Raw genomic sequence first — 25,953 nt, 5'->3', positions numbered from 1 at the left:
CCCGTCGGTGCCCGCCGCCCAGGACGGCGGTCCCCGTGATGAACATGACGATGGACATGATGAAGGGCGCCATGTCGATGTCGGACATGCCCATGAAGGGCATGGACATGTCGATGATGGAGGAGTGTCTCGAGGCCCTCTCGGCCTGCATGCAGGCGTGCGTCATGTGCGCCGACGCGGACGCCGGCGAGGGCATGGGCCGATGCGCGGCGATGTGCGCGAACTGCGCGGACATGTGCGACGCCATGATGCGCATGATGCTGCGCATGAACGGCTGGGACATGGCCGTCATGATGTCGATGATGGAGAGCACGATGGCCATGTGCCGCGCGTGCTCGGCCGAGTGCATGATGCACGCCGACATGAGCGAGCACTGCCGCATGTGCGCGATGGCGTGCGATCAGGCCGCGATGGCGCTCGACAAGATGATGGGCGCGATGAAGGCGATGATGCCCGCGATGTGAGCGGGCCCCGGGCCGGGCGCTCCGCGCCCGGCCGAACGCTCAGGCCCCGGCGACGCTGATCCGGCGCGAGCCGACGACGAGCACGCCGTAGACCGGGTGCAGTGCGACCGGTGAACCGGCGGGCAGCGCGCCCGACAGCGGTTCGTGGTGCCACACGCGGTGCACGTCGCCCTCGAGGTCCGCGAGCGTCACGAAGCCGTCCGCGTCGGCGGCCACCACGAGCGCGTCGACCCACTTGGAGGCCGCGACCTCGGACAGGCGCGCCTGCATGCGGTGCAGCCCGTGGCCGGGTCGCTCGCTCGAGCACTCGGCGTGCGCCTCGCAGCCGCGCATGCCCATGGCCCGGCCCGGCTGGGACTGGGTGGCGGCGTGCGGCTCGCGAGACGACATGAGAACTCCTTGGGTTCCGGCGGATCCGGTGCAGGCGACGATACGCCGCGAGCCCGCGCACGTCGCCGGAGCGCGTCACACGCCGAAACAACCTCAGCCGAGGAACAGCGCGCGCAGCCGCCTCGTCGTGAGCACCGTGCCCGCGATCGCCATCACGACGAAGTAGGCGACGTGCCACAGCAGTTCCGGGCCCACGGCGCCCGTCGTCAGCCCGCGCACGAGTTCGACGCCGTGCCAGAGCGGGAACGCCTGGATCACCCACTGGATGGGCTCCGGGTACACGCTCAGCGGATAGAACGTCGCCGAGAAGAGGAACATCGGCAGCAGCGCGAACTCGATCCAGTCCATCTGCTGGAACGACTTCAGCATGCTCGTGACGGCCATGCCGAGGGCGGCGAAGCCGAACGCGATGAGCAGCACCGCCGGCAACGCGAGGAGCGCCCACCACGACAGGATCAGCCCGAGCACCTGCATCACGAGCATGAACCCGACCGCGTAGATCCCGCCGCGGACCAGCGCGAGCGCGATCTCGCCGAGTGCCACGTCGAGCGGGCCGAGCGAGGTCGCGAGCATGCCCTCGTAGAGCTTCGCGTAGCGGATCTTGAAGAACACGTTCCAGGTCGAGTCGTAGATGGCGCCGTTCATCGCCGCGACCGCCAGGAGCGCCGGCGCGATGAACACCGCGTAGTCGACCTCGCGACCGTCGACCGAGACGGCGCCGACCATGCCGCCGAGTCCGATGCCGAGCGAGAGCAGGTAGAAGATCGGCTCGAACAGGCCGCTCAGCATGACGAGCCAGTTCGACGACCGCGTCGCGCGCCAGCCCCGGTGGACCACGGCGCGCGCGTTGCCGGCGTACAGGCCGCCGACGCGCGGAGTGCGCGCGGTGCGGTGCGCGACGGCGTGGTCGATCATGCTCATGCGGCCAGCCGCTTCCGCGCGATCCGCCGCGACCACGCCCAGCCCACCGCGATCATCGCGACGAGCACCACGACGTGGACCGCGGAGAGCCAGACGGGTTCCTGGTACCCGAAGGTCGCGACGCGCGCGAGCTCGGTTCCGTGCCAGAGCGGCGAGATCCATCCGATCCACTGCAGGAACCACGGCAGCTCCGAGAGCGGGAAGACCGTGCCCGAGAACAGCGTCAACGGCAGCACCACGAGCCGCTGGACCATCGCGAGCTGGCCGGAGTCCTCGCGGATCGACGAGGCGTACGCCATGAGCAGCGTGCCGAAGGCGAGCCCGGTGAGCAGCGCCGCGACGATCGCGAGCCATCCGTGCGGCGACGGCACCGCCCCGAAGAGCAGCATGAAGGCGAAGTACACGACGACCGTCGCGGTCAGGCGCGCCACGACCGAGATGACGAGCCCGTCGACGACCTGGCCGGGGCTGATCGGCCCCGAATGCATGCCGCTGAACGTGGGGTTCCACTTGTAGCCGAGCAGCACCGGATACGAGAACTCGATCGTCGCGGTGGTCATCGCCGCGCTGCACAGCAGCGCCGGCGCCACGAAGACGAGGTAGCCGACGCCGCCGGCCTCGACGCCGAGGCCCTGGTCGACGAGCGTCGCGAGGCCCACGCCCATGGCGTAGAGGTAGATGATCGGCTCGCCGATCCCGGTCGCGAGGATGGTCTGCCCGTAGGAGCGCATGACCCGCAGCCGGTGCTCGGCGACGTACCAGGCGCCGAACCGCCGCGGCCTGGCCCCGCCGGCGAGCGCCCGGCGCGAGGCATCCGTCTCGACACCCGGACCTGCCTGCTCGGCGCTCATTCGATCAGGGTCCGACCCGTGAGGCGGAGGAAGACGTCCTCCAGGCTCGAGCGGCGCACGAGGCTCGTGAGCGGATGGAGGCCGGCCGCGGTGATGCGCTCGAGCTCGCCCTCGCCGTCGGGCGTGTAGACGAGGACGCGATCCGGGAGCACCTCGATGCGATCGCCGCGGCCCTCGAGCGCGCGTGCGACCTCGGCATTGCGGTCCGACCCGAACCGGAGTTCGAGCACCTCGCGCGAGGAGTGGCGCCGGATCAGCTCGGCGGGCGACCCCTCGGCCATGATGCGCCCGTGGTCGACGACGATGAGCCGGTCGCACAGCTGCTCGGCCTCGTCCATGTAGTGGGTCGTGATGACGAGGGTCTTGCCCTCCTCCTTGAGGCGGAACAGGCGGTCCCAGAGGATGTGCCGGGCCTGCGGGTCGAGCCCGGTCGTCGGCTCGTCGAGCAGGAGGATGCGCGGGTCGTTGATGAGCCCGCGAGCGATCGTCAGTCGCCGCTTCATGCCGCCCGAGAGGTCGTCGACCTTCGCGGCGCCCTTCTCCTCGAGCTGCGCGAAGGCGAGCAGCTCGTCGGCCCGCTCGGCGACCAGGCGCCGCGGCAGGCCGAAGTAGCGCCCGTAGACGAGCAGGTTCTCGCGCACGCGCAGCTCGGTGTCGAGGTTGTCCGACTGGGGCACGACGCCGAGCTGCGACCGGATCTCCGGCCCGAAGCGATCGGGATCGAGCCCGAGGATCGACAGCGAACCGCCCGACCTCGTCGAGACGGCGCCGATCATGCGCATCGTCGTCGACTTGCCGGCGCCGTTCGGGCCGAGCAGGCCGAACGACTCCCCCGGCGCGACCTCGAACGAGACGCCGTCGACCGCGGGGAGGTCGCCGTATCGCTTCTGCAGGTCTGCGGCGACGATGACGGGAGCTGGCACGGGTTCCACCGTAGCCCCGGGCGCCGACGCGCGGTCCCGCGCGCCGGCCGCGTCGGCGCCGCCGGGCGGGGCATCCGTTCACGAAGTCGCCGCCCGGCCCTAGCATGGCCGCATGCCCACCGCCTCGGGATCCCCGGCCGTCCGCGTCTCGGAGGAGGTGCGCGCCGCGGTCGCCGACGGGCGCCCCGTGCTCGCCCTCGAGTCCACGATCCTGAGCCACGGCCTGCCGAGCCCGCGGAACCTCGAGGTCGGCCTCGGCAGCGAGCGGGAGGTGCGCGACCTCGGCGTCGTCCCCGCGACGATCGGCGTGATCGGCGGCGAGGCGGTCGTCGGGCTCTCGCCGGCCGAGCTCGAGCACCTGTGCACGGCGATCGGCGTGGTGAAGGCGAGCGTGCGCGACCTGCCGGTCGCGCGGGCGAAGGGGCTCGACGCGGGCACGACGGTCGCGGCGACGGCGTGGCTCGCGCACCGGGCCGGCATCCGCGTGATGTCGACCGGCGGGCTCGGCGGCGTGCACCGCGACGCCGCCCAGACCTTCGACGAATCGGCCGACCTGCCCGTGCTCGCCGAGACCCCGATCACGCTCGTGAGCGCGGGCGTGAAGTCGATCCTCGACATCGGCGCCACGCTCGAGCGGCTCGAGACGCTCAACGTGCCCGTGGTCGGCTACCGCACGAACCGGTACCCGGGCTTCTACGTGGCCGATTCGGGGTTCGACCTCGAGTACCGGGTCGACTCCCCCGCCGAGGCGGCCGCGCTCGCGCGGGCGCGCGACGAGTTCGGGCTGACGTCGGCGGTGCTCGTCGCGAACCCGGTCGACCCGGCGCACCAGCTCGATCCGGCACTGCACGACCGCGTGCTCGCCGAAGCGCTCGTCGCGGCCGACGCCGCCGGCATCACGGGGCACGACACCACGCCGTTCCTGCTCGACTACTTCCAGCGCGCGACCGAGGGCGCGAGCCTCGCGGCGAACCTCGAGGTGTACCGGGGCAACGTCGCACTCGGCGCGGAGATCGCCCGTGCCCTCGCCGGCTGAGCGCGGCGGCGGCGTCGGCCGCGAGGGACGTGGCGGTCGCACGGGTCCCGCCGGCCGAGCGGACCCCGCTCCCCCGGTGCTCGCGGTCGTCGGCGACCTGGTCGAGGACGTCGTGGTCTGGGCGTCCGAGCCGGTCCGGCACGGCACCGACACGGCCGCGCGCGTCTTCCGCACGCGAGGCGGGAGCGGCGCGAACGTCGCGGCCCTCGCCGCGACGGCAGGGGCGACCGCGGCGACGCCCGCGGCCGCGGGCGCGTCCGCGTCCGCGGGCGCATCGGTCCGGTTCATCGGCTGCGTGGGGGCGGATGCCGCGGGCGACGCGCTCGTCGGGGCGCTGTCGTCGGCCGGGGTCGACGTGCGCGTGCAGCGCCGGGGCACGACAGGCGCGGTCGTGCTCCTCATCGACCCGGACGGGGAGCGCACGATGTTCCCCGACCGCGGCGCGGCCGCCGAACTCGGCCCGGTCGACCTCGCGTGGCTCGACGGCGCGACCCGACTGCACGTGCCGCTCTACGGGTTCGAGCGCGACCCGATGCGCGCGAGCGTGCTCGGCGTGCTGTCGGCGGCACGCGAGCGCGGGCTCGCGATCTCGATCGACGCGTCGTCGACCGGCCTGGTCTCGAACCTCGGGGTCGGGGCCGTCCGCGCCCTCCTCGCCGAGGCCGCTCCGGCGGTCCTGTTCGCGAACGAGACGGAGGCGGCGCTCCTCGGCATCGATCGCGGCGGTCCGGCCGCAGCGGAGCTCGCCGCGACGGTCGTCGTGAAGCACGGCCCCGAACCGACCGAGGTGTTCGAGCGCGGCGAACGCGTGCTGCGCGTGCCCGTCGAGCCGGTCGCCGACGTGCGCGACCTCACCGGCGCGGGCGACGCCTTCGCGGCCGGATTCCTCGTCGCGGTGCTCGCCGGCGCGGGCGCCGAGGAGGCCGTGCGCGCAGGTCATGCGGCGGCTGCGGCGGTGATCGCGCTGCCGGGGTCGGGCGACGGCCTGACCGTCAATCACGGTTGACGGATGCGCCGAGTGTCAACTACGGTTGACGTCATGGACGACCGCACCCTCCGCACCGCCATCGCCGCGGCCGACGGCGACGACCCGTACCGCGCGCTGCGGGACATCCACCACGCCCGCATCGAGCTCGGCCGCGAGCTCGACCGCGCCGAGGCCGTCGCGGTCCGGCGCGCGCGCGCCGCCGGCGCGAGCTGGCAGCTCATCGCGCTCGCGCTCGAGATCTCCAAGCAGGCGGCGCACAAGAAGTACGGGCGCGGGTAGCCCCAAGGCGGGGGGCTTAGGATGCCAGACGGCCCGCGCCCCCCGTCCCAGGATGCCCCCACGCGCCGATTCCGAGCAGGAAGTGCCATGACCCAGAGCGACACCCTCCCCACCCGTCGATCCCGGACCGCCGCCGAACGCGCGGCGCGACGCGGACCCGGCCCGACCGGCAGCCCCGGCTCGAGCGGCGACGGCGACCCCGGCACGGGACCGGGTTCGGACTCCCGGCGTCCCGCCGGCATCCTCTCGGCCCTCCGACGCCGTCGCGGCGACGCACCGACCGGTCCGCGCGCGACCCTGCGCGAGCTCGTGCCCTACCTGCTCGAGCACCGCGGCATGATCGCGCTCGCCGTCGGCCTCAGCCTCCTGCTCGCAGCCGCGAGCCTCGCCCAGCCGCTCGTCGTCGGCCGGGTCATCACGACCGTCGAGGCGGGCGACCCGGTGACCGGGCTGGCGTGGCTGCTCGTCCTGCTCGTCATCGCGCAGGGCCTGCTCAGCGGCTACCAGCACTACCTGCTCCAGCGCACGGGCGAGGGCGTCGTGCTCACGAGCCGGAAGCGACTCATCGCGCGCATCCTCCACCTGCCCATCGCCGAGTTCGACTCGCGCCGCACGGGCGACCTCGTCTCGCGCGTCGGCAGCGACACCACGCTGCTGCGCGCCGTCCTCACGCAGGGCGGGGTCGAGGCGGTCGGCGGCGTCGTGACGCTCGTCGGCGCGATCATCGCGATGCTCGTCATCGACCCCGTGCTGCTCGGGCTCACGGTGCTGGTCGTCGGCGTCGCGATCGGCGTCGCCGCCGGACTGTCGACCCGGATCCGCGACGCGTCCCAGCAGGCCCAGGAGCGCGTCGGCGCGCTCGCGTCGTCGGTCGAGCGCGCGATCGGCGCCGTGCGGACCATCCGCGCCGCGGGCGCCACGCAGCGCGAGATCGAGGCGACCACCGCCGAGGCCGAGGGCGCCTGGCGGATGGGCGTGCGCGTCGCGAAGGTCTCGGCGCTCGTGGTCCCGGTCGCGAGCGTCGCGATGCAGGTGTCGTTCCTCGTCGTGCTCGGCGTCGGCGGCTACCGAGTCGCGAGCGGCGCGATCAGCGTCGCCGACCTCGTCGCGTTCATCCTGTTCCTCTTCATGATGGTGATGCCGCTCGGCCAGCTCCTCGGCGCGGTCATCGCCGTGAACCAGGCGCTCGGCGCGCTCGGGCGCATCCAGGAGGTCCTCGACCTGCCCGACGAGGACCGCAACGACCGCACGCTCGCACCGCTCGCGGTCATGGTGGGCCCGGCGAACGAGGGCATGCGACCCGATGCGCCGGCCGTCGAGTTCGAGGATGTCTCGTTCGCCTATGCGACGACCTCGCCCAACGACCCGGCCGACCCGTCGAACGACTCCCCCGACGGCCTCGAGCCCGAGCCCGACGTCACGGGCCGCCAGCCGGTGCTGCACGGCGTGACGTTCAAGGTGCCGCGCGGACGCCGGATCGCGCTCGTCGGGCCCTCGGGCGCCGGCAAGTCGACCATCCTGTCGCTCATCGAGCGGTTCTACGACCCGAGCACCGGCACGGTGCGCCTCGGCGGCCTCGACCTGAAGTCGCTCGACCGCACCGAACTGCGCGCGCAGATCGGGTACGTCGAGCAGGACGCCCCGGTGCTCGCGGGCACGATCCGGGAGAACCTCCTCCTCGGCACGCCCGACGCGACCGACGCCGAATGCGAGCACGTCCTGCGCGCGGTGAACCTCGGGAGCGTGCTCGACCGCGACGCGCGCGGACTCGGCGCCCCCGTCGGCGAGGACGGCATCATGCTCTCGGGCGGCGAGCGGCAGCGCCTCGCGATCGCGCGCACGCTGCTCGCCGCACCGCCGATCCTGCTGCTCGACGAGTCGACGTCGTCGCTCGACGGCGTGAACGAGCGCATGATGCGCGAGGCGATCGACGCGGTCGCCGCGGGTCGCACGCTCATCGTCATCGCCCACCGCCTCTCGACCGTGGTCGACTCCGACCGCATCGTCGTGCTCGACGGCGGGCGGGTCATCGGCGAGGGCACCCACGGCGAGCTCGTCGAGACCGTGCCGCTGTACCGCGAACTCGCCGAGCACCAGCTCCTGGTGTAGCCGCCGAGTTCAGGGTCAGCCGCCGTCGGCCTCAGGGTCGACACGGATGCCCCGCCCGACGGGGCATCCGTACCGTGGGGTCCATCGCATCCCGCCGGCCTGCCGCCGGCCGACCGGAGGACCGCCATGACCCTGATCGACGCCACGACCGCCGCGCAGCACGCGGCACCGCCGCGAGCCTTCATCGAATCGCTCGCGACCGGATCCGCGACCGGGCTCGAGACGCTGCCCGCCGACGCGCTCGGCACGACGTTCGCGTCGACGCAGGCGGCCGCCCGCGACTGGCTGCGGGAGTGGACGCCGCAGCGCCTGCCCGCGTTCGACGCCGTGCGGAACCTCGCGCCCGAGGGCGAGGCGAAGAGCGCGCTCAAGGCCGCGCCGACGCGAGGCGACGGCGCGGTCCGCGTGACCGCCAGCCTGTTCGACCCGCCGACCCGCGAGGGCGCGCCGCTCGCGTACTCGCGCAACTGGGTCAGCGTGGCCGTGCTGCCGACGGCGCCCGAGGCCGGCCGGCTCTTCTACCGCTTCGGCGTGGGCAGCCGGCTCGTGCTCGACGGCCGGGCCGAGACGAGCCTCGTGTCGACGAGCCTCAACTTCGGCGTCGTCGCCGACGTGGGCAGCGCGAGCCCGTTCGACGCTCCGGGCTTCGCGACCCCGCTCTCCCGCCCGCTCGTCGGCGTGCAGGCGCGCGAGGACGCCGAGGCCGACGCCGCGCAGTCGTTCGAGGGCTCGATCGCGGTGCAGGCGGGCGACGCGCCCGCGATGGCGTTCGTGATCGGCCTCGACGTGCTGTTCCGCGACGGCTGGGTCCGCATCCACGAGGGCTCGAGCAGCTGGGTCGGCGCCGCGGGCGCGGGCGCGACCGGCACGGTCGAGGTCCGGTTCGTGCCGGAATCGGTCCTGCGGTTCTTCGGCACGGGGGCCTGACCGCTCCCACCACGACTTCGACGGCCCGGGCTCTCGGGGGAACGCCCGGGCCGTCGGACTGCCCGCCCGACGCTCCGGCCGCGCTGGCCGCCCTGGGCGCGCGGGCTGGGCTCGCCGCGCTGTGGCCGCCCTGGCCGCGCGGCCTAGACTCGCGGGATGGCGCGCTACGTCGTCGTCCTGCCGCTCTCGGAGCTCGCGACCGGCGAGGTCTTCGCCGTCGACGCGTGGCCGCTGCACGTCACGCTCGTCGAGCCGTTCGACGCGCCGGCGCCGCCCGAGGTGGTCGACGCGGCGCTCGCAGCCGCGCTGCGCGGGACGCTGCCCGTGCACGCGACGGTCGGCGAAGCCGATCGATTCGGTCGGCATCGCGACGTCCCGGTCCGTCTGATCCGGGACGGCGGCGCCCTCGGCGCGCTGCGCAGCGCGGTCCTCGCGTCGCTCGCGGGCACCGACGCTCGGCTCGAACGCATCCGCCGCGACTACCGCCCGCACGTGACGGTCCGGCACGCCGACCTGCGGGCCGGCGCACTCGTCATCCTCGACCACGTCGCGCTCGTCGACACGCGACCGGCCGACGGTGCACACCACCGGCACGTCCTGGCCGTGCACGCGCTGGAAGGCTGAGCGGCCGCGCGGACAAGCGGCCGCGCCGATGAGCGGCGGGCGCCGGGCCTACCCGGCGGTCGCTGCCTCGTCCGAGGGGACCGCCGTGGCGCGCAACTCCGCCGCACCGTCCGACTGCGACCGCTGCCAGGGCCAGCGGCCGTCGATCTCGACCGCGAGCGACCAGCTCAGGAACGTCCGGATGAGGACGATGATCGCGAGCACGACGACCGAATCGAGCGTCGGCGTCACCGCGACCGTCTTGATGATGTCGGCCGCGACGAGGAGCTCGAGGCCCAGGAGGATGGCTCGTCCGAGCACCCGGCGGAACCGCTGGTAGACCTGCCCGGCTCGGCGGCTGCCGCGCACGGCGGCGTCGACGGCGGCGATGAGGACGCCCAGCGCGATCGCGAGGACGCCGGCGACGTCGATCGCGACGCCGACCGTGCTGATGAGCTCGTTCCACTCCATCCGGACCCCCGAGCGTCACGCTAGCCCCGCGACGCGCGCGGCACGCGGCGACGTGCCGAGGGACGGGTCGACGGATGCCCCGGTCGGGCGCGCCTTCCCGAGCGCGCCCGACCGGGCATCCGTCCCGCGCGTCGTCCCAGCACGCGCGGGTTCCCGCCGGCATCGCCGGCGGGACATCCGGTGCGATGCCCTAGGACGCGCGCTCGAGGTGGTAGCGCAGGCTCGCGAGTTCGGCGCGCAGCGCCGCGGGCACCCGGTCGCCGAACTGGTCGAAGTAGTCCTCGGTGAGGTCGCACTCGGCGAGCCACGAGGTCCGGTCGACGTCGAAGAGCTGGTCGAGCGCCTCCTGGGCGATGTCGAGCCCGTCGAGGTCGAGCGACCCGGGCGCGGGCAGGAGGCCGATGGGCGCCTCCACCGCGTCGGCGTGCCCCTCGATGCGGCCGACGATCCACTCGAGCACGCGGGCGTTCTCGCCGAATCCGGGCCAGAGGAAGCGCCCGTCGGCGTCCTTGCGGAACCAGTTGACCTGGAACACCTTGGGCGCCTGCTCGCCGAGCGTGCGGCCCATGCGGACCCAGTGGGCCCAGTAGTCGGCCATGTTGTAGCCGCAGAACGGGAGCATCGCGAACGGGTCGCGGCGGAGCTCGCCGACCGTGCCCTCGGCGGCGGCCGTCTGCTCGGACGAGATCGTCGCGCCCATGAACACGCCGTGCTTCCACGAGCGCGCCTCGGCGACGAGCGGCACGTTGGTCGCACGCCGGCCGCCGAACAGGATCGCGTCGATCGGCACGCCGTCGTGCGCGTCCCAGTCGTCGGCGATCGAGGGGCACTGGGCCGCCGCGACCGTGAACCGCGAGTTCGGGTGCGCCGCCGGCCGGCCGGACGCGGGAGTCCACGGGTTGCCCTCCCAGTCGGTGAGCTCGGCGGGCGGGACATCCGTCAGCCCCTCCCACCAGACGTCGCCGTCGGGCCGGAGCGCGACGTTCGTGAAGATCGTGTTGCCCCAGAGCGTCTGGACGGCGGTCGGGTTCGTGGATGCCCCGGTGCCGGGCGCCACGCCGAAGAAGCCGGCCTCGGGGTTGATCGCGTAGAGGCGGCCGTCGGCGCCGGGACGCATCCAGGCGATGTCGTCGCCGATGGTCTCGACGGTCCACCCGGGGATCGTGGGCCGGAGCATCGCGAGGTTCGTCTTGCCGCACGCCGATGGGAACGCCGCGGCGACGTGGTACGCCTTCCCCTCGGGCGAGGTGATCTTGATGAGGAGCATGTGCTCGGCGAGCCATCCCTCGTCGCGGCCCATGACGCTCGCGATCCGCAGCGCGAAGCACTTCTTCGCGAGCAGCGCGTTGCCGCCGTAGCCGGAGCCGAACGACCAGATCTCCCGCGAGTCGGGGAACTGGACGATGTACTTCGTGTCGTTGCAGGGCCAGTCGGCGTCGTCGCGCATGAACCCGCGCTCGTCGCGCAGCGGGTACCCGACCGAGTGCACGGTCCGGACCCAGGGCTCGCCGGCCTCGATGAGCCGGTACACGCGCTCGCCCATGCGGGTCATGATGCCCATCGAGAGCACGACGTACGGCGAGTCGGTGATCTCGACGCCGAGCTGCGAGATGGGGCCGCCGAGCGGGCCCATCGAGAACGGCACGACGTACATCGTGCGGCCCTTCATCGAGCCGGCGAAGACGTCGCGGAGCTCCTCGCGCATCTCGCGCGGGTCGCGCCAGTTGTTCGTGGGACCCGCGTCCTCCTCGTAGGTCGAGCAGATGAAGGTGCGGTCCTCGACGCGGGCGACGTCGCCGGGGTCGGTGCGCGCGAGGTAGCTGTTCGGCCGCCATTCCGGGTTGAGGCGGATCAGCTTGCCGTCGGCGACGAGCTGCTTGGTCAGGAGGTCGGCCTCGCGAAGCGACCCGTCGCACCAGACGATGTCGTCGGGCTGCGTCAGCGCGGCGAGGTCGGCGACCCACGAACGCAGCGCCGGGTCGGTCGTGCCTGCGGGCGCCCTCGACGGAGTCGTCGAGTCGGTGGCGGCATCCGGGGTGAGATCGATGGTCATCGCGGTCCTTTCCCTCGTCGCCGCCCTCCGCGGCCTGTTCTTCAACCCTGAAGGGAAAACACTGCCTTGGACGACGAAACCGGACGTAAAGAATCGCGGTTCTTTCGATACGGTTAATCCATGCAACCCGGAAGCCCCGATCTCGCCACGCTCGGCCACCGCATCCGCCACTTCCGCGGCGAGCGCGGCTACACGCTCGACCAGCTCGGCGACCTCGTCGGCCTCGCCGGCAGCCAGCTCTCGCTCATCGAGAACGGCAAGCGCGAGCCCAAGCTGTCCACGCTCGACGCGCTCGCCGCCGCCCTCGGCGTCGAGCTCGGCGACCTGCTCGCGCGCGAGGCGCCGACCCCGCGCGCCGCGCTCGAGCTCGAGCTCGCCCGCGCGCAGGCGAGCCCGCTGTTCGCGGCGCTCGGGCTGCCGGTCGTCCGCCCGAGCCGCGGCCTCGGCGACGAGGCGCTCGAGTCGATCGTGGGCCTGCACCGCGAGCTCCAGCGGCGCGCGAGCGAGGCGATCGCGACGCCCGAGGAGGCGCGGCGCGCGAACACCGAGCTGCGCGAGCGGATGCGCCGCCGGAACAACCACCTCCCCGACATCGAGGAGCTCGCCGAGGAGCGGGTCCGGTTGTCCGGGCACCGGCAGGGCGCGCTCACGCACCGCGAGGTGAGCGTCATGGCCGAGCAGCTCGGCTTCCAGCTCATCTACGTCAACGACCTGCCGGACTCGACGCGCTCGATCACCGACCTCGCGAACGGCCGCATCTACCTGCCGCCCGCGTCCATCCCGGGCGGGCACGGCCTGCGCTCGATGGCGCTGCAGGCGATGGCGCACCGGCTCCTCGGCCACACGCCGCCCGCGAGCTACGACGAGTTCCTCTGGCAGCGGCTCGAGATCAACTACTTCGCCGCGTCGTGCCTGATGCCGCGCGAGGCATCCGTCGCGTTCCTCCAGGAGGCGAAGAAGGAGAAGCGCCTCGCGATCGAGGACTTCCGCGACGCGTTCGGGGTCACGCACGAGGCCGCGGCCCTGCGGTTCACGAACCTCGGCACCGAGTACCTCGACATGACGATGCACTTCCTCCGCGTGAACGGCGACGGCGCGCTGCTGAAGGGCTACGAGAACGACGGCATCCCGTTGCCCACGGATGTCACGGGCTCGATCGAGGGCCAGTGGGTGTGCAAGCACTGGAGCGCGCGGCGCGCCTTCGCCGAGACCAACCGGACGACCGAGAACTACCAGTACACGGACACGCCGAACGGGACGTTCTGGTGCGCGACGCAGACCGGCCGCACCGACGACTCGGAGTTCTCGATCACGATCGGCGTCCCGTTCAACCAGGCGAAGTGGTTCCGCGGCCGCGAGACCACGGTGCGCGCCGAGTCGCGGTGCCCCGACGAGTCGTGCTGCCGCCGCCCCGCGAACGACCTCGCGTCACGGTGGTCCGGCCAGGCCTGGCCGAGCGCCCGCCTGCACTCGCACGTGCTCTCCCCGTTGCCGTCCGGCACGTTCCCCGGCGTCGACGACGGCGAGGTCTACGCGTTCCTCGAGACGCACGCGGGCGGGTAGCGGGCCCGGGCCCGGCGCCCGCGCGCGACGCCTGATCGTGGATGCCCCCCCCCGCCCGGGTCATCCGTCACTTCATCGTGTCTCTTGCAATAGTGTTTGACGCACAGTATCGTGTCTGCCATGCACCCCAACGAGACGACCGCCGGCCACGTGCAGGAACTGCGCCGCGGCACCGTCGTGCTCGCGTGCCTCATCCGCCTTCGCGAGCCCGACTACGGCTACGCGCTGCTCGAGTCCCTCAACGGGCTCGGCATCACCGTCGACGCGAACACGCTGTACCCGCTCCTGCGCCGGCTCGAGAAGCAGGGCCTGCTCACGAGCGAGTGGAACACCGACGAGGCCCGGCCGCGGAAGTTCTACCGCACCGCGCCCGACGGCGAGGCGCTCGCAACCGAACTCACCGCCGAGTGGCACCGCATCGACGAGGCGCTCGCGCGCCTCGATCCCACGACCGACGACTCCTCGAAGGGGGACGCATCATGACCGCGCACACCCTGACCGACCGCTACGTCTGGGCCGCGGCCCGGAGCGTGGCCGAATCGCACCGCGCCGACCTCGAACGCGAACTCCGCGAGCGCATCGGCGACGAGACCGACGCGCTCGTCGAACAGGGCCGGAGCCCATCCGACGCCGAGCGCGCCGCGCTCACGACGCTCGGCGACCCGGCCGCGCTGGCCGCGACGTACCTCGACCGGCCGCAGGTGCTGATCGGGCCGCGGTACTACCAGACCTGGTGGCAGCTGCTGAAGCTGCTGTACGCGATCGTCCCCGCCTCGGTCGGCGGCGCCGTGATCCTCGGCCAGGCCATCAGCGGGGCATCCATCGGCGAGACCATCGGCACGACCGTCGTGACCCTGATCACCGTCTCGGTGCACCTCGGGTTCTGGACCACGCTCGTGTTCGCCATGATGGACCGCCTGCCCGAGACGACCCCGGGGCTCGAGTGGACCGTCGACCGGCTGCCCCAGATCCCCGCCGAGGGACGACCGAAGCGGCGCAGCGACCTGATCGGGGCGCTCGTCTACGTCGGGATCCTCGCCGTCCTCCTCGTCTGGCAGCAGTTCGGTGCGCCGTGGTGGGGCCCGGACGCCGCGGTCCCGCTCCTCGACCCCGCGCTCTGGAGCTTCTGGCTCCCGTACTTCCTGGTGCTGCTCGTGGTCGAAGCGGTCTTCGCGTTCGCGGTCTACGAGTGGGGCATGACGTGGTGGCTCGCCGGGGTCAACGTGCTCCTGAACCTCGCGTTCGCCGTGCCCGCGCTCTGGCTCCTGTCCACCGGGCAACTGTTCAACCCGGCGGCGCTCGACGTCATGGGGTATCCGTGGGGCGGCGACGCCGACGAGATCGTCGGGATCCTCATCGTGTTCGCCATCGTCGGCATCGCCGTCTGGGATGTGCTCGACGGCTTCCTCCGGGCCCGCCGCGAGGCCGTCCGGCGCCGCACCGCGGTCGCGTAGCGCAGCGGCGGCCGCGCGAGGTGCGCGTGCCGCCGCCGCCTGCGCGTGCCGCGTGGGGGCGCGGGCTCCTACTTGGGCTGCATCCGGATGGCTCCGTCGAGGCGGATCACCTCGCCGTTGAGCAGCGGGTTCTCCACCACGTGCCGCACGAGCGCCGCGTACTCGGCCGGCGCGCCGAGGCGCGACGGGTGCGGGACCTGCGCGGCGAGCGACGCCTGCACGTCCTCGGGCATGCCGGCCATCATCGGCGTCTCCATGATGCCCGGCGCGATCGTGACGACGCGGATGAGCAGCTTCGACAGGTCGCGCGCGAGCGGCAGCGTCATGGCGGCGACCCCGCCCTTGGACGCCGAGTACGCCGCCTGGCCGACCTGTCCGTCGAAGGCGGCGACCGACGCGGTGTTCACGATGACCCCGCGCTCGGCGGTGCTCGGCACGCCCGGGAGCGCCTGCGCGCTCACGGCCTCGTTCGCCGACATCGCCGCGGCGGCGAGCCGGACCACGTTGAACGTGCCCACCAGGTTCACCCGGATGGTGCGCTCGAACGCGGCGAGGTCGAGCGGCCCCTCGCGGCCGACGACGCGGCCGGCGGTCGCGATGCCCGCGCAGTTCACCGCCACGCGGAGCGGCGCGCGCTCCTGCACGAGGTCGATGGCCGCCTGCACGGATGCCTCGTCCGTGACATCCGCCGGCGCGAAGCGCACCCGGCCGCCCGCGGCGGCTGCCAGCGTCTCGGCGGCCTGCTCGCCCGGCGAGCCGGGCAGGTCGACGATGACGACCTCGGCGCCGGCCGCGGCCAGCACGTCCGCCGTGGCCCGCCCGAGGCCGGAGGCGCCGCCCGTGACGATCGCGCCCGCTCCGCGGATCTCCACGCCTCAGCCCTCCCGCACCATCGCGGCCGCCACGGCCACCGCGGGCGCCCCGGCCTGCTCGAGCGGCGCAGGGTCCCGCTCGAGCAGCACCGGGTCGCGCTCGGGGAGCACGCGCGGGTGCGATCCGGCCATCGCCTCGATCACCCGGACCACCTGGCACGAGTACCCGTACTCGTTGTCGTACCAGACGTAGACGACGACGTCCTCGCCGTCGGCGAGCGTCGCGAGCCCGTCGACGATGCCGGCCCGGTTCGAGCCGACGAAGTCCGTCGAGACGACCTCGGCCGACTCGACGTAGTCGACCTGCTGGCGCAGCGGCGACGTGAGCGACACCTGCCGCAGGTAGCGGTTGAGCTCGACACGCTCCGCCGGGCGCTCGAGCCGGAGGTTCAGGATCGCGAGCGAGACATCCGGCGTGGGCACCCGGATCGCGTTGCCCGTGAGCTTCCCCTCGAGCTTCGGCAGCGCCTTCGCGACCGCCTTCGCCGCACCCGTCTCGGTGATGACCATGTTCAGCGCCGCCGAGCGGCCGCGGCGGTCGCCCTTGTGGAAGTTGTCGATGAGGTTCTGGTCGTTCGTGAACGAGTGCACGGTCTCGACGTGGCCGCGGACGATGCCGTACGCGTCGTCGATCGCCTTCAGCACGGGCGTGATGGCGTTCGTCGTGCACGACGCGGCCGACAGGATCGTGTCGGAGTCCTCGATCGTGTCGTGGTTGATGCCGTGCACGATGTTCTTCAACGGCGTCTTGCCGGGCGCCGTGAGGAGCACGCGCGTCACGCCGGTCGCGCGCAGGTGCTGCGAGAGGCCCGCCTCGTCGCGCCAGCGCCCGGTGTTGTCGACGACGATCGCGTCGTGGATCCCGTACGCGGTGTAGTCGATCGACGCCGGGTCGTCGGAGTAGATGACCTGGATCAGCGTGCCGTTCGCGAGGATCGTGTTCGCCTCGGCATCGATCTCGATGACCCCGTCGAACGGCCCGTGCACCGAGTCGCGGCGCAGCAGGCTCGCGCGCTTCTGGAGGTCGTTCTCGGCGCCCCGACGGACCACGATCGCACGGAGCCGCAGCCCCTGCCCGCCGCCGGTGTGCGCGATCAGGATGCGCGCGAGCAGACGCCCGATGCGGCCGAAGCCGTAGAGCACGACGTCGCGGCCCTCGGGCGCGGGCTCGCCGTCGTCGACGAGCACCGAGGCGAGCTCGGCGCGCAGGAAGTCGGCGAGGTCGGCCCGTCCCTCGGTCGCCGCGTAGCGCGTGACGAGCCGCGCGACGTCGACCGACGCCGGGCCTGGTGCGACCTCGCGGAGCGCCTCGAGCACGCGGATGCTGTCGGCGAGGTCGAGCTCGACATCGCCGGCCTTGCGCGCGAAGCGGTGGGTCTTCACGACCTCGATGGCCGACAGGTTCAACAGGCGACGGCCGTGGATCGACGTGACCACCCCGTGCTCGCGGTAGAGCGCGCCGATCAGCGGGATCATGCGCTCGGCGAGCTCCTCCTTCGCGATCCACTCGGCGCGGCGGGCATCGAAGTCGTGCGTCACGATCTCATCCTTCTCGGCCGCTGCGCGCCCCTCGGCGACATCGACCGTGGCTCTGAGCGGCCGTGGGTCGCGGCCGCGCGGGTTCCTGGGGGGCGTGCTCGATCCTATGCGAGCGCGCCGACGCACGGCCCGCCGCGCCCCCTCGCGCGGTGCAGCCGATGCCGAACCGTCATGCGATCAGCCCGCCGTCGCGACGATCAGCCCGCCGCCCGACGGTCAGCCCGCTGTCTCGACGATCGTCGCGCCCGCGTGGCCGAGCTCGGCGAGCGCGTCCGCCGAGCGGTCCTCGTGCACGCCGGCGACGAGGTCGGTGAACACGCGCACGTGCTGCCCGTGCTCGAGCGCGTCGAGCGCGCTGCGACGCACGCAGTAGTCGGTCGCGAGCCCCGCGACATCCACCTCGGTGATCCCGCGCTCGGCGAGGAGTTCGCCGAGCGAGCGGCCGTCCTCCGCCTCCCCCTCGAACGCCGAGTAGGCGGGCTCGCCCATGCCCTTGCGCACGTGCACGTCGACGTGCGCGGTGTCGAAGGCGGGGTGGTACTCGGCACCCGGAGTGCCCGCGACGCAGTGCGGCGGCCAGGTGTCGACGAAGTCCGGCTCCTCCGCGAAGTGGCCGCCGTTGTCGTCGTCGCCGTGGTGCCAGTCCCGGGATGCCACGACGAGGTCGTACTCGTCGCGGTGCGCGGCGAGGTACTCGGAGATGCGGCCGGCGACGGCCGCGCCGCCGTCCACACCGAGGGCGCCGCCCTCGGTGAAGTCGTTCTGGACGTCGACGATCAGGATCGCTCGGCTCATCTCGGCTCCTTCGAGCGGATGCCGCGGGGCATCCGCTCCTCCCATTCTGCCCCGCCGGCCGACGGGACGGGCCGTCCGCGCGCGATCCGCGTCAGAGGTTCGAGAGGTTGTCCCCGCAGAGCAGGAAGCCGGTCGTCAGGGTGTCGATCGCCTGCTTGGCGTCGTCGCCGACGTCGCCGAGCGCGTAGATCGCGAACGTGAGCGTCGAGCCGTCCTGCGCGCGGATCACGCCCGACAGCGTGTAGCCGGTGTTGATCCATCCGGTCTTCGCGAAGACGTTGCCGTCGGAGACCGAGTTGTCGCCGCTGAACCGGTCGCTGTACGAGAGCGAGCCGCGCTCCCCCGCGATCGGCAGGCCGTCCATGAGCACGCCGAGGTTCTGCTCCCTGGCGTTGATCTTCACGAACAGCCGGGTCAGGTACGACGGCGGCACCGCGTTGGCGTCGCTGAGTCCCGAGCCGTCGACGACCGAGATGCCCGCGGTGTCGATGCCGTATGCCGCGAGTCCCTCGAGCACGCCCGCGTTGATCGCCTCGAACGAGTTGCCGGTGCCCACCTTGATCGCGACGAGTCGCGCGAGCATCTCGGCGACCGTGTTGTCGGAGACGATCAGCGCCTTGTCGACGAGCTGCGCGACCGTCGGCGAGGCGACCGTGCCGAGCACCTGGCCGCCGCCGACCGCCGTGCCGCGCTCGATCGCGGCGACGCCGCCGAGGGCGTCGGCGAACGCGTCGCCCGCGCGGCCCACGGGGTCGTCCCCTCGGTACGAGGTGTTGTCCGACGGGTCGTCGCGGTCGCCGTCGACCATGAGCGCGGTGATCTTCGGCATGTAGCCGTCGGTGCGCTCCACCGGGTCCCAGGTCGCGTGCCACTCGGCGCCGCCGAAGTAGCTCGAGTCGAGGATGACCTTCGTGAGCGGCGGGTTGGACGGGTCGGCCGCCCACGCGCGGCGGACCTGCGCCGCGAGGTCGTCCAGGTGCGCGGCGCCGGGGTACACGGTCTCGGTGCCGCTGGGCGTGCGCGAGAGGGTCAGGTCGCCGCCGCCGACGAGGACGACCGAGCCCGGCTCGGTGCCCTTCACGACCGTGGTCGTCGCGCGGTAGTCGGGGCCGAGCACCGACAGCGCCGCGGCGCTCGTGAGCACCTTCATGACGCTCGCGGTGCGCGACGGCGTGGTGCCGCCGCGGTCGTACAGCACCTCGCCGGTCGCGGCGTTCACGACCTGGGCCTGCATCTGCCCGAGGCGGCCGTCGGCGGCGCGATCAGCGACCGAGCACGTGCGGACCTTGCCGGGTGCCGCCGCGGCGGCCGGGACCGCGCGCGCCTCGGGCGTCGGCGTCGGCGTCGAGTCGGGCTTGGAGGCGCTCGCCTTCGCGACGGCCTGCTCGGGCCGCGTCGCGGCGCCTGCGGCGACCGCGGCGCTGCCGAGCAGCGCGAACGCGAGCGCGCCGCCCGCGATCGCGACCGGGAGCCGGTGCGCGCGCACGAAGTCCGTGACCTGCACGAGGATGCCTCCGCGCGGGGCGCGCCCGGCACTCGCCGCGGCGGCACCGGCGGCGTCGGTCGCCGCGTCGGTCGCCGCGTCGTCCGCGGCGTCGGCCCCGGGGTCGGCCGTGAGCGGCCCGAACAGCTGGGCGGCCGCGCCGGGAACGAGCACCTCGGTGGGAGCATCCGGCTCGAACGCCTCGGTGTCCGGCGTCGGGGGCACCGTCGGGGGCTCGGTCGAGGGCTCGGTCGGGCGCCGGTCGTCGTCGGGGCGCTCGGCGTCGGGCGTGGGAGTCATCGGGTTCCTGGTCGGTTCGGCTGGTGCGTCGGCGGACGCCGCCCGGGCGGCGACGGGAAACGTCCGCCGATCGGGGCATCCTGCGACGGATGTCCCGGGCATTGTACGCATCGCGCCCGGGAAGCCCCGCCGTGGACTCTGAAGGAATCCTCGGAGACCGCGGGATCCGCCCGGCGCGACGCGCGCCCCGGCATCATTCGCCCGGGTAGCGGAGCCCGATCTGCTCGCGGATCGCGTCGAGCGTGCCCATGATCGCGACGGTCTCGTCGATCGGCAGGACGTCGCCGGCGAGGTTCCCGCTCGCGACGAGACGCTCGGCCGCCGCGGCCTGGAAGTGCATGCCGCGGCCGACGACCTCGGAGTGGAACTCCTCGAGCACCGAGCCGTCGTGGGAGACGACCCGGAACGACGTCGGCGTGTACCAGACGGGGTCGATGTCGATCCTCGCCTCGGTGCCGATCACGGTCGCGGTGTTCGGGCCGCGGGTGTCGCTCGCCGACAGCGAGGTCGCGATGCGGCCCCCGCCGTACGAGAAGATCGTCGCGACCTGGGCGTCGGCGCCGGTCTCCTTGAAGGTCGCGGCCGACTGGATCGTCTCGGGCGCTCCGAACAGGTCCCACGCGAACGAGACCGGGTAGATCCCGAGGTCGAGCAGCGCGCCGCCGCCGAGCTCGAGCGCGTTGAGCCGGTGCGAGGGATCGTTCGAGATCTTCTGCGTGTGATCGGCGAGCAGGGTGCGCACCTCGCCGAGGGTGCCGGCGTCGATGATCTCGTGGATGCGGACCATGTGCGGGAGGTACCTCGTCCACATGGCCTCGAGGGCCAGGAGCCCCCGCTCCGCGGCGAGGTTCGCGACGCGCTGGGCCTCGGCGTGGTTGAGGGTGAACGGCTTCTCGACCAGCACGTGCTTGCCCGCCTCGAGCGCGAGGCTCGCGTTCGCCGCGTGCAGCGGGTGCGGCGTCGACACGTAGACGATGTCGACCTCGGGGTCGGCGACGAGTGCCTCGTAGCCCTCGTGCGAATTGGGGATGTCGAACTCGGTCGCGAACCGATCGGCGCCCTCCTGGCTGCGCGAGCCGACCGCGCGAACGTCGAAGCCGTTCAGCTTGAGGTCGTTGGTGAATGCGTGGGCGATGCCGCCAGTGGCGAGGATGCCCCATCGGAGTCCGTCGGTCATGCCGGAAGCCTAGCGATCCGGGCGGATCGGACGCGATGGACCTCCGTCACGCGTCCCGGCCGAACAAGGCGGCGATGCGCCGCTGCCAGCCGACCAGCACGCGCGGGGTCCGGACCTGGGGCTGGTGCGGGGCGCGGCCGTGCGTGCGGCGCGCGGAGTGCGGGGCCTGCGCCGCGCGCCCGTGCCGGGCGGTGCCCTGGTGCCCCGACCCGCGCTCCGTGTGATCGGGCACGCCGGGGACGCGGTGGGTCGCCTCGTGCAGGGGGTCGAGGAGCGGATGCGTGTGAGCCATCGTCGTCGGTTCCTTTCTCTCTCACCGATAGGGACGTAATCTATCACCGATCGAGAGTGTTCTCAATCGCTGATAGATTGGGCGCGGAGGTGGCGTCGTGGCGTTGGACAGGCAGCAGATCGTGACCGAGGCCATCGCCCTGCTCGACGCGGACGGCCTCGACGGCGTGACGCTGCGCAAGCTCGCGGCCAGGCTCGGCGTACAGCAGCCCACGCTCTACTGGTACTTCCCGAACAAGGCCGCACTGCTCACCGCGATCGCCGACGCGATCCTCGATCAGCAGTTCCCCGACCTCGCGCCGCCGGACCCCGAGGAACCGTGGCAGGACTGGCTGGTCGGCCTGGCCGAGCGGTTGCGCCGAGCACTGCTGGCCCATCCCGACAGCGCACGGCTGATCTCCACGACCCAGCTCTCCCTGCGCATGGCCGCCATCTCCGAACTCGCGATCAGCACGCTGGTGGCCCGCACCGTCCCCCTCCGGCAGGCCCGCCTGATCGTGCTGACCGTCGAGCACTTCACCGTGGGTCACGTCCTCGAGGAGCAGACCGGCCGACCGGCAGCGGACTCCGCACAGGACTTCGACCTGGAGGCATTCGTCGCGGCCCACCCGACCGTTGTCGCCGGGATCGCCGAGTACTTCCAGGACGACCGGACCCCCGACGACCTCTTCCGCGACTGCGTGGGCGTGATCATCCGAGGCGCGGTGACCACGGCCGGCCTCAGGCGATGAGGCTGACCGCCCGCGCGATGACGAGCGCGAGGATGACGAATCCGCCGAACGACTCCAACGCCATGAGGAAGCTTGGCCCGCGGCGTGAGCGGCATGGTGTCGGTCGCGCTGAACGCCATCGAGTTGGAGAGCGAGAAGTAGAAGTAGTCCACGAAGCTCGCCGTCCAGTCGGCCTTCAGCGATGAGCCGGCCGCGACCTCGATGATGGTGTCGTCGTCCTCGTCCTGCGGGAAGCGGAAGTCGGCGCGCGGAAGGTCGGCGCGTTTCGCCATCGTGCGCACGACCGGCCCGCCTCGATCGATCTCCCAGTACAGCAGGGCGAAGCCGATGACGTTCGCGACCCAGACCTGCAGCGCCGATTGCAGCAACGACGGCCCTTCGGCATGCCCGTCGATGAGGACGAAGACGAGCGAGACCAGCGTGATCTGGTTCGAGACCACGACGACGATCACGAGCGTCAGCGACACCACGCGGGACCAGGTGGTCTGTCGATTCAACCGGTGCGGGTTGATGATGATGAGCGGGATGAGCAGCAGGATCCCGAGCGCGACCGTGACGTACCGCTGGACGGTGATCAGGTCGCTCGGCAGGGCCGCGTACAGGACCAGTGCGGCGACGAGCGCGAACACCGCCGGCCAGCGGTGCTCGGTGCGAGCGCTCCGCGACGCATGCTGCTCCATCCTCGAAGTGTAGGTCTCGGCGAACCGCCGGCAGGGGAACGAACGACCCGCTTGAACATGTGACCGGCGCACGGATCGGGCCGGAAAGCCTGCGCTGGTGACGAGCGTGCGGCAGGCTGTGGGGCAGCCCCACCGTCACCGCCGACTGGAGTGCTCATGACCCATGCAGATGCGCCGCTCGCGCCGGTCCCCACGTCCGCTGGAACGTGGAGTGTCTGGCTGGGGGTGCTCTCCATCCTGGTCGGCTTCGTGCTCCAGGCCATCTGGAGCCTGTTCATCCTGATGCCCCAATGGAAGTTGGTCGGAGGCGAGCCGGACCCGGCCTACCTCACGCAGCACGACGTCGGTACCGCCTTGTTCTCAGGGGTCGCCATCCTGATCGCGGTCGCGGCCTCGAGTTTCGGGTCGAGATCCATCAGCGAAGCCGGTCCCGTCGAGCGAGGCCGTCCGGGAAGGGCCGCGGCGATCGCACGAGGCTGGATCGGCATCGTCCTCGCCGCGCTCGGCGGCCTGTACGCCATGACGACGATGAGCTCCCTCTGGTGAACGTGGACGGCGTCGTCTCCGGCGGGGACGCGGTCGCCTACTCTGGGGGGTACGCCATTCCGCCCGAGAACGGAGGCCGGCGGTGACCACTGCAGGGACGCGCGGGCCGCTGCGCCGATTCCACGAGAAGTTCATCGTGGAGGAGCGCCCGATGCCGGCTTCCGCGCGCCGCACGCTCTTCGTGATCGCCATCGCGCTCGTCGTGGTCGGGCTCGTGGCGTTCCTCGTCATCCTCGACTCGGTGCGCGAGAGCGACGACCTGTCGGTCATCGACGAGCCCGTCCAGGGCTGGATCGAAGGATTCCGATCACCGCCGATGACCGTGGTCATGGCGATCGTCGCGACCGTGTTCGGGCCGATCGTCCTGCCGGTCATCGTCCTCGTGACGACCCTCTGGTGGGGGTTCGCCGCCAAGCACGCCTGGCGGCCGATCCTGCTCGCCGTCGCGATGATCGTCGGCGTGGCGAGCGTGCAGATCCTCGCCCCGGTCATCGGGCGCGAGCGTCCGCCGATCTCGTCGATGCTGCTCGACATCGACCACACGCCGTCGTTCCCGTCGGGGCACGTGATGGGGGCGACCGACTTCCTGCTCATCACGACGTTCCTGGTCTTCTCCCGCCGACGCAATCCGATCTCGACCGTCGTGGCGTTCGTCGTCGCCGTCGTCCTCGTGCTGGCGACCGCGGCGAGCCGCGTGTACCTGGGGTACCACTGGCCCACGGACGTGCTCGCCTCGATGTCGCTCTCACTCGTCGTGCTCGGCGGCGTGATCGCGGTCGACACCTGGCGAACCGCGCGCGTGGAGCCATCGGGCGACTGAGGTCGGGATGCTGAGGCCGGGATGCCGAGGCCGTGCCGCCGAACGGCGCCGGCGAGGCAACCGTCCGTGTCAGAGCCGCGCGAGCCGCGCGCGGAAGAACGCGTAGATGCCGTAGAGGATCCAGCCCACGCCGACGGCGAAGAGCACCACCGCGCCGAACGGGAGGCTGACGAAGGACTTGAGCGCACCGTCCAGGCCGGTCGTCTTGCTGGGATCGTTCGTGGCGGCACCGACGAGGAACAGCACCCCGATCGCGCCGAGCGCCACGCCGCGGGCCACGTAGCCGACGACGCCGAGGATGCGGACGGCAACGCCCGCCGGGGGCGCCGGCATCCGGATGTCCTCCTCGAAGCCCCTGGACAGTCCCTTGTAGATCATGTAGCCGCCGAGGGCGAGCACGATCAGCCCGATGAAGACGACGACGAACACGCCCCCGGGGGTCGACAGGAGCGTCGTCCCCAGCTGGCTCGTCGACTCCGCCGAGCTCGTCGTCCCTCCGATCGCGAAGATGTAGGCCGTGAACGCGAGCGCGAGGTAGACGATGCCCTTCGCCAGGTGCTCCACGATGTGCACCGAGCGCGTGCGCTTGGACTCCCACGACCGGTCGAGGAACGCGCTGAGGAGAAGCCAGATTCCGAGCGCCGCGAGGCCGATCACCGCCGCCCAGAGCAGGAACAGGCCGCCGGGCGCCTGCGCGACCTGCGCGAGCGCCCCGGACTGGTCGGCCTCCTTGCCGCCGCCTGCCCCCGTGGCCAGGGCGATCGCGATGACGCCGATGATGATGTGGAGGACTCCGCTCGCGACGAAGCCGGACCGAGCGAGCACGTGCATCACCGTGCTGTTCTTGGCCGTTCGACCCGCTTGCTCCACTGAATCGCCCATCATGGCCGAGCCTATCCGTGCGGGCCGATCTACGATCGAGGAATGGACGAGAAGATCTCGGAGATCGCCTCTTCCGACGCGCCGCGACCGGTTCGGATCGCTCGCCTGTGGTGGGTGGTCTCGGCCGTCGGCGCGCTCGTCCTCGTCGTCCTGGTGGGCGCCGTCATCTTCTATCGCGAGGCGAACAAGCCCTTCGGCTTCGAAGTCGAGTGGATGAGCGAGCTCGTCGAGGCGAGAGCGCCGGTCTGGACCATCCCGGCGCTCGGCTTCAACTGGATAGGCGGCGGCATCGGGTCCACCGTCATCGTGCCGCTGGTCATCATCGGGAGCCTGCTCGTCTGGCGACGCCCCTGGGCGGCGCTGTACTACGCGTGCGCCGCGCTCGGGAGCGTCGCCGTCGTGCTCGTGATCAAGAACGTCATCGGCCGACCGCGCCCGACCGACATCCTCGTGACGCCCGACTTCGGCTCGTTCCCCTCCGGGCACAGCGCCAACGCCGCGCTCATCGCGACGACGCTCGGCATCATCTTCGCGCGCACGTGGGTGTGGGTGGCCGGGTCGATCTACACGCTGCTCATGATGCTCAGTCGCACCTACCTCGGCGCGCACTGGATCTCCGACACGATCGGGGGGATGCTCGTCGGCGTCGGTGTCGCCGTCATCGTCTGGGCCCCCTTCGCGTTCCGGCTCTACCGGGAGCGACGGCGCCCGCATCCGCCGATCTGGGTGCGGGTCGCCCGCACGCCGACCGGTGCCGCGGAGTCCGGCGATGACGCGGGTCACGCGCGCTGAAGCCGGCGGACGG

Annotated in this window: 27 protein-coding genes; 14 read left to right on the top strand and 13 right to left on the bottom strand. The window is 72.4% G+C overall.

The genetic code is table 11. From position 1 onward, the window contains the following. Positions 1-38 precede the first annotated feature (38 nt). Positions 39-464 carry a hypothetical protein gene (locus tag ACDF64_RS10590; RefSeq protein ID WP_394555110.1) on the top strand — a complete coding sequence of 142 codons (426 nt, stop codon included), beginning with the start codon at positions 39-41 and terminating at the stop codon, positions 462-464. A 39-nt stretch (positions 465-503) separates the two neighbouring features. On the opposite strand, the gene ACDF64_RS10585 is transcribed toward ACDF64_RS10590, so the two are convergent. The 4 genes from ACDF64_RS10585 to ACDF64_RS10570 all read right to left on the bottom strand — a co-directional run bounded on the left by ACDF64_RS10585 (position 504) and on the right by ACDF64_RS10570 (position 3,549). Continuing rightward, complete coding sequence (locus ACDF64_RS10585) at positions 504-854, bottom strand: hypothetical protein (protein WP_394551082.1); 351 nt, start codon at positions 852-854, stop codon at positions 504-506. A gap of 93 nt (positions 855-947) precedes the next feature. Then, positions 948-1,775: an ABC transporter permease gene (locus ACDF64_RS10580; RefSeq protein WP_394551080.1), complete on the bottom strand. Its 828-nt coding sequence runs from the start codon at positions 1,773-1,775 to the stop codon at positions 948-950. Further along, a complete protein-coding gene (locus ACDF64_RS10575; protein WP_394551078.1) occupies positions 1,772-2,626 on the bottom strand; it encodes an ABC transporter permease in 855 nt (284 codons plus the stop codon). Before ACDF64_RS10575 ends, ACDF64_RS10580 begins: the two co-directional genes overlap by 4 nt. Further along, positions 2,623-3,549: an ABC transporter ATP-binding protein gene (locus ACDF64_RS10570; RefSeq protein ID WP_394551076.1), complete on the bottom strand. Its 927-nt coding sequence runs from the start codon at positions 3,547-3,549 to the stop codon at positions 2,623-2,625. The genes ACDF64_RS10575 and ACDF64_RS10570 overlap by 4 nt, the downstream gene beginning before the upstream one ends. Before the next feature lie 112 nt (positions 3,550-3,661). Here ACDF64_RS10570 and ACDF64_RS10565 point away from each other — a divergent pair, with 112 nt between their 5' ends. The 6 genes from ACDF64_RS10565 to ACDF64_RS10540 all read left to right on the top strand — a co-directional run bounded on the left by ACDF64_RS10565 (position 3,662) and on the right by ACDF64_RS10540 (position 9,512). Then, entirely contained in the window at positions 3,662-4,585 is a 924-nt protein-coding gene (locus ACDF64_RS10565; RefSeq protein ID WP_394551073.1) for a pseudouridine-5'-phosphate glycosidase, read from the top strand. Beyond that, the gene (locus ACDF64_RS10560) at positions 4,569-5,591 is read left to right on the top strand and encodes a carbohydrate kinase family protein (RefSeq protein ID WP_394551071.1); all 1,023 of its coding nucleotides are present in this window, start codon (positions 4,569-4,571) and stop codon (positions 5,589-5,591) included. The genes ACDF64_RS10565 and ACDF64_RS10560 overlap by 17 nt, the downstream gene beginning before the upstream one ends. Before the next feature lie 33 nt (positions 5,592-5,624). After that, positions 5,625-5,852 carry a hypothetical protein gene (locus ACDF64_RS10555; RefSeq protein ID WP_394551070.1) on the top strand — a complete coding sequence of 76 codons (228 nt, stop codon included), beginning with the start codon at positions 5,625-5,627 and terminating at the stop codon, positions 5,850-5,852. Positions 5,853-5,939: 87 nt separating this feature from the next. Further along, entirely contained in the window at positions 5,940-7,961 is a 2,022-nt protein-coding gene (locus ACDF64_RS10550) for an ABC transporter ATP-binding protein (RefSeq protein ID WP_394551068.1), read from the top strand. Positions 7,962-8,087: 126 nt separating this feature from the next. Continuing rightward, entirely contained in the window at positions 8,088-8,888 is an 801-nt protein-coding gene (locus tag ACDF64_RS10545) for a hypothetical protein (protein WP_394551065.1), read from the top strand. Between the two features lie 156 nt (positions 8,889-9,044). Then, a complete protein-coding gene (locus ACDF64_RS10540; RefSeq protein WP_394551063.1) occupies positions 9,045-9,512 on the top strand; it encodes a 2'-5' RNA ligase family protein in 468 nt (155 codons plus the stop codon). Between the two features lie 48 nt (positions 9,513-9,560). Here ACDF64_RS10540 and ACDF64_RS10535 read toward each other — a convergent pair whose 3' ends face one another. After that, positions 9,561-9,962 (bottom strand): DUF1622 domain-containing protein, encoded by a 402-nt coding sequence (locus ACDF64_RS10535; protein ID WP_394551061.1) that lies wholly within the window; start codon positions 9,960-9,962, stop codon positions 9,561-9,563. A 190-nt stretch (positions 9,963-10,152) separates the two neighbouring features. Continuing rightward, positions 10,153-12,015 carry a phosphoenolpyruvate carboxykinase (GTP) gene (locus tag ACDF64_RS10530; protein WP_394551059.1) on the bottom strand — a complete coding sequence of 621 codons (1,863 nt, stop codon included), beginning with the start codon at positions 12,013-12,015 and terminating at the stop codon, positions 10,153-10,155. Positions 12,016-12,135: 120 nt separating this feature from the next. Here ACDF64_RS10530 and ACDF64_RS10525 point away from each other — a divergent pair, with 120 nt between their 5' ends. The 3 genes from ACDF64_RS10525 (at position 12,136) to ACDF64_RS10515 (ending at position 15,032) form a co-directional block, all read left to right on the top strand. Continuing rightward, positions 12,136-13,578, top strand: coding sequence for a helix-turn-helix domain-containing protein (locus ACDF64_RS10525; protein ID WP_394551057.1), 1,443 nt, complete (start codon positions 12,136-12,138; stop codon positions 13,576-13,578). Positions 13,579-13,698: 120 nt separating this feature from the next. Beyond that, positions 13,699-14,061: a PadR family transcriptional regulator gene (locus ACDF64_RS10520; protein WP_394551055.1), complete on the top strand. Its 363-nt coding sequence runs from the start codon at positions 13,699-13,701 to the stop codon at positions 14,059-14,061. Next, complete coding sequence (locus tag ACDF64_RS10515) at positions 14,058-15,032, top strand: permease prefix domain 1-containing protein (protein ID WP_394551053.1); 975 nt, start codon at positions 14,058-14,060, stop codon at positions 15,030-15,032. Before ACDF64_RS10520 ends, ACDF64_RS10515 begins: the two co-directional genes overlap by 4 nt. 68 nt (positions 15,033-15,100) lie before the next feature. On the opposite strand, the gene ACDF64_RS10510 is transcribed toward ACDF64_RS10515, so the two are convergent. The 6 genes from ACDF64_RS10510 to ACDF64_RS10485 form a co-directional block, all read right to left on the bottom strand. Further along, the gene (locus tag ACDF64_RS10510) at positions 15,101-15,904 is read right to left on the bottom strand and encodes an SDR family NAD(P)-dependent oxidoreductase (protein ID WP_394551051.1); all 804 of its coding nucleotides are present in this window, start codon (positions 15,902-15,904) and stop codon (positions 15,101-15,103) included. Positions 15,905-15,907: 3 nt separating this feature from the next. Beyond that, on the bottom strand, positions 15,908-17,380 hold the full coding sequence (locus ACDF64_RS10505) for a glyceraldehyde-3-phosphate dehydrogenase (RefSeq protein WP_394555108.1): 1,473 nt from the start codon (positions 17,378-17,380) through the stop codon (positions 15,908-15,910). Between the two features lie 279 nt (positions 17,381-17,659). Continuing rightward, the gene (locus ACDF64_RS10500; RefSeq protein ID WP_394551049.1) at positions 17,660-18,238 is read right to left on the bottom strand and encodes an isochorismatase family protein; all 579 of its coding nucleotides are present in this window, start codon (positions 18,236-18,238) and stop codon (positions 17,660-17,662) included. Positions 18,239-18,329: 91 nt separating this feature from the next. Continuing rightward, positions 18,330-20,021 carry a D-alanyl-D-alanine carboxypeptidase/D-alanyl-D-alanine-endopeptidase gene (locus tag ACDF64_RS10495; RefSeq protein ID WP_394551047.1) on the bottom strand — a complete coding sequence of 564 codons (1,692 nt, stop codon included), beginning with the start codon at positions 20,019-20,021 and terminating at the stop codon, positions 18,330-18,332. 193 nt (positions 20,022-20,214) lie between these two features. Then, a complete protein-coding gene (locus ACDF64_RS10490; RefSeq protein WP_394551045.1) occupies positions 20,215-21,198 on the bottom strand; it encodes a Gfo/Idh/MocA family protein in 984 nt (327 codons plus the stop codon). A gap of 46 nt (positions 21,199-21,244) precedes the next feature. Then, positions 21,245-21,490, bottom strand: a complete 246-nt coding sequence (locus tag ACDF64_RS10485; RefSeq protein WP_394551043.1) for a hypothetical protein — start codon at positions 21,488-21,490, stop codon at positions 21,245-21,247. 97 nt (positions 21,491-21,587) lie between these two features. Between ACDF64_RS10485 and ACDF64_RS10480 the strand changes: the two genes are divergently transcribed. From ACDF64_RS10480 to ACDF64_RS10470, 3 genes are all read left to right on the top strand, one after another. Beyond that, complete coding sequence (locus ACDF64_RS10480; protein WP_394551041.1) at positions 21,588-22,220, top strand: TetR family transcriptional regulator; 633 nt, start codon at positions 21,588-21,590, stop codon at positions 22,218-22,220. Between the two features lie 905 nt (positions 22,221-23,125). Beyond that, positions 23,126-23,446: a hypothetical protein gene (locus ACDF64_RS10475; protein WP_394551039.1), complete on the top strand. Its 321-nt coding sequence runs from the start codon at positions 23,126-23,128 to the stop codon at positions 23,444-23,446. 82 nt (positions 23,447-23,528) lie between these two features. Beyond that, complete coding sequence (locus ACDF64_RS10470; RefSeq protein ID WP_394551037.1) at positions 23,529-24,266, top strand: phosphatase PAP2 family protein; 738 nt, start codon at positions 23,529-23,531, stop codon at positions 24,264-24,266. A 69-nt stretch (positions 24,267-24,335) separates the two neighbouring features. Here ACDF64_RS10470 and ACDF64_RS10465 read toward each other — a convergent pair whose 3' ends face one another. Further along, positions 24,336-25,148, bottom strand: coding sequence for a DUF1206 domain-containing protein (locus tag ACDF64_RS10465; RefSeq protein WP_394551036.1), 813 nt, complete (start codon positions 25,146-25,148; stop codon positions 24,336-24,338). Positions 25,149-25,190: 42 nt separating this feature from the next. Between ACDF64_RS10465 and ACDF64_RS10460 the strand changes: the two genes are divergently transcribed. After that, positions 25,191-25,940 (top strand): phosphatase PAP2 family protein, encoded by a 750-nt coding sequence (locus ACDF64_RS10460; protein WP_394551034.1) that lies wholly within the window; start codon positions 25,191-25,193, stop codon positions 25,938-25,940. Positions 25,941-25,953 lie beyond the last annotated feature (13 nt).

It is taken from the genome of Agromyces sp. MMS24-JH15 (assembly GCF_043518605.1).
GTDB lineage: Bacteria > Actinomycetota > Actinomycetes > Actinomycetales > Microbacteriaceae > Agromyces.
The sequence above is the reverse complement of the archived record's forward strand: the minus strand, read 5'-3'. Positions and strand labels throughout refer to the sequence as shown.